3 protein-coding genes are annotated in these 3,382 nt (G+C 69.5%); all 3 read right to left on the reverse strand.

The window, feature by feature from the left end:
• A partial coding sequence (locus tag AB0C69_RS40110) for a dipeptide ABC transporter ATP-binding protein (RefSeq protein ID WP_360361627.1) occupies nt 1-1,107 on the reverse strand: 1,107 nt, incomplete at its 3' end.
• Between the two features lie 80 nt (nt 1,108-1,187).
• A complete protein-coding gene (locus AB0C69_RS40115) occupies nt 1,188-2,255 on the reverse strand; it encodes an ABC transporter ATP-binding protein (RefSeq protein WP_360361624.1) in 1,068 nt (355 codons plus the stop codon).
• Entirely contained in the window at nt 2,255-3,268 is a 1,014-nt protein-coding gene (locus AB0C69_RS40120; protein WP_345182980.1) for an ABC transporter permease, read from the reverse strand. The genes AB0C69_RS40115 and AB0C69_RS40120 overlap by 1 nt, the downstream gene beginning before the upstream one ends.
• Between the last annotated feature and the right edge of the window lie 114 nt (nt 3,269-3,382).

Below are 3,382 nucleotides of genomic sequence, written 5' to 3' on the forward strand. Positions count from 1 at the left end.
GGCGCACCTGACCCACGCCCTGGACGCCGACCTCGGCGTGATGCTGTCGGCCTCGCACAACCCGGCGGCCGGCGCGGCTGGCGCCACCGCGGCCTTGGCGACCGCGTCGGTCGCGCTGACCGTGGTGTTCTCCGGGAAGTGGCAGGCCGCCTGGTGGCCCGGGCTGAGCTCCACCAGCGGCGGCTCGACCTGCTTGCAGATGTCCTGCGCCTTCCAGCAGCGGGTGTGGAAGCGGCAGGCGGGCGGCGGGTCGAGCGGGCTCGGCACGTCGCCCTGCAGCCGGATCCGCTTGCGGTCCCCGCGCTCGCTCGGGTCGGGGATCGGCACCGCCGACAGCAGCGCGTTGGTGTAGGGGTGCATGGGCCGCTCGTACAGGTCCGCCCGGTCCGCCACCTCGACGATCTTGCCGAGGTACATGACGGCGACGCGGTCGGAGATGTGCCGGACGACCGACAGGTCGTGCGCGATCACCACGTAGGTGAGGTCGAGCTCGTTCTGCAGGTCCTCCAGCAGGTTGACGACCTGCGCCTGCACGGACACGTCCAGCGCCGACACCGGCTCGTCCGCGACGATCAGCTTCGGCTTGAGGGCCAGGGTGCGGGCGATGCCGATGCGCTGCCGCTGACCGCCGGAGAACTCGTGCGGGTAGCGGTTGTAGTGCTCGGGGTTCAGCCCGACCAGCTCCAGGATCTCCTGGACGGCCTTCTTGACGCCCTGCTTGGCCTCGATGTTCTGCAGCCGGAAGGGCGCCCCGACGATCGCGCCGACCGTCTTGCGCGGGTTCAGCGACGAGTACGGGTCCTGGAAGATCATCTGGATGTCGCGGCGGAGCGGCCGGAGCCGCCCCTGCGACATCGTGGTGATGTCCTGGCCCTCGAAGGTGATCTTGCCGAAGCTCGGGTCCAGCAGCCGCATGATCATCCGGCCGGTGGTGGACTTGCCGCAGCCCGACTCGCCCACCAGCCCGAGCGTCTCGCCCTTGCGGACCGAGAACGACACGCCGTCGACGGCCTTGACCGCCGCGACCTGCCGGCGCAGCAGCCCCGCGGTGACGGGGAAGTGCTTGCCGAGGTTGTCCACCTCCAGCAGCGGCTCGCCGTCCCGCACGGGGCGGGTCTCCGCGGCCGGACGGGTCTCGTCGGCCGGGGTCTTCGTAGTGTTCACAGTCTCGTTCCCACCCGTGCTCGTCACAGCTTCGCCCGGATCTCGTCGTTCCAGATCTGCCGCTTCTTCTCCAGCGGGAGATGGCACGCCACCTTGTGGCCGGGTTCGGCCTCGATCAGGACGGGCCGCTCGGTCGTGCTCTTGTCCCCGTTGAGGTCACTGTAGGGGCAGCGCGGATGGAACGCGCAGCCCGACGGCACGTTGATCAGGCTCGGCGGCGACCCCACGATCGGCATCAGCCGCTCCGTGCGCTCCCGGTCCAGCCTCGGCATCGAGCCGAGCAGCCCCCAGGTGTAGGGGTGCAGCGGCTGGTGGAAGGCGTCGTCGACGGAGGCGTACTCCACCGCGCGGCCCGCGTACATCACCAGGATGTCGTCGGACAGCTCGGCGACCACCCCGAGGTCGTGGGTGATCATGATGACCGCGGAGTTGAACTCCTGCTGCAGGTCCCGGATCAGGTCAAGGATCTGCGCCTGGACGGTCACGTCCAGCGCCGTCGTCGGCTCGTCGGCGATCAGCAGCTCGGGGTCGCAGGAGAGGGCCATCGCGATCATCGCGCGCTGCCGCATGCCGCCGGAGAACTGGTGCGGGTAGTCGTCCACCCGCTTGTCCGGCTTGGGGATGCCGACCTTGCCGAGCATGTCGATGGCGTGCTTGCGGGCCACCGACTTGGACACGTCGTTGTGCACCCGGTAGGCCTCGATGATCTGGTGGCCGACCGTGTAGAAGGGGTGCATCGACGACAGCGGGTCCTGGAAGATCATCGCCATGTCGCGGCCGCGGAGCCGGCGCACCTCGGCCTGCGAGGCGCCGACGAGCTCCTTGCCGTTCAGCCAGATCTCCCCGGACACGTCGGCGTTGCGCCGGTTGTGCAGGCCGAGGATGCCGAGGCTGGTCACGCTCTTGCCGGAGCCCGACTCGCCCACGATCCCGAGCGTGCGGCCGCGCTCCAGCTGGAACGACAGGCCGTCGACGGACTTGACCAGGCCGTCGTCCGTCGGGAAGTGGATCTTGAGGTCGCGGACCTCGAGGAACGCGCTCGGGGCCTCGCCGGTGCCCGAGGTCTCCGCGGCGGGCGCGGTGCCGGTCATCAGCCAAGCCTCACTCTCGGGTCGACGATCGCGTACATCATGTCGACGATCAGGTTGATCACGATGATGGAGGTCGCCGTGAGCAGGGTCACGCCGAGCACCATGGGCAGGTCGCCGCCCCGGATCGAGCTGATCGCCAGCTGGCCCAGCCCCGGGATGCCGAAGGTGTTCTCCGTCAGGACCGCGCCGCCGAGCAGCAGGCCGAGGTCGAGGCCGAAGATGGTGAGGATCGGCGTCAGCGAGGCGCGCAGCGCGTGCTTGGTGACGACCGTTCCCTCCGACAGGCCCTTGGCGCGGGCGGTGCGGATGTAGTCCTCGTTCATCGTCTCCAGCATGCCCGCTCTGGTGAGCCGCGCGTACATCGCGGCGTAGAGGAACGCGAGCGTCACCCAGGGCAGGACCAGCGCCTGGAACCAGCTCACCGGATTGGAGGTGAACGGGGTGTAGCTGCCGCCGCCCGGGAAGATCTTGAGTGTGTAGGAGAACAGCGCGAGCGAGACCAGGCCGGTGAAGTAGATGGGCAGCGACACGCCGCTCAGCGCGATGATCATCGCTGTCCGGTCCCAGAGCGAGCCTCTGCGCAACGCCGACAGCACCCCGGTGGCGATGCCGCCCACGAGCCAGACGAGCGCGGCGCCGAGTGCCAGCGACAGGGTCGCCGGGGCCCGGTCGACCAGCGTCTCCAGCACCGGCTGGCTGCTACGGAACGAGTAGCCGAGGCACGGCGCGGGGCAGTGGTCGGTCACGGGGCCGGCCTTGTAGTCCTTGCCGACGACGATGGCCTTGACGTAGTTGCCGTACTGCACCACGACCGGCTTGTCGAGGCCGAGCCGCTCCTTGGTGTCCTGGATGGCCTCGGCGGTCGGCGCCTTGCCCACGTAGGACGCCGCGATCTGGTCGGTCGTCTGCCCGGCGATCTTGGGCAACCAGAAGAAGATGCCGAAGGTCACCATGCTGACCAGCAGCAACATGACGACGGCACCGATGAGGCGCCGGATGATGTATGCGAACACAATGCTCGGCCCGACCCGCCGGCCGGCGGGACCTGTGGGCGTCGGGATATGCGGAGGACGGGGCGGCGCACACCGCGGAGGCGGCCGGGATCACCAGCGCGCCGCACTGCGGTC

The sequence above is a fragment of the Actinomadura sp. NPDC048032 genome (assembly GCF_040653175.1).
In the GTDB taxonomy this organism is placed as follows: Bacteria; Actinomycetota; Actinomycetes; order Streptosporangiales; family Streptosporangiaceae; genus Spirillospora; species Spirillospora verrucosospora.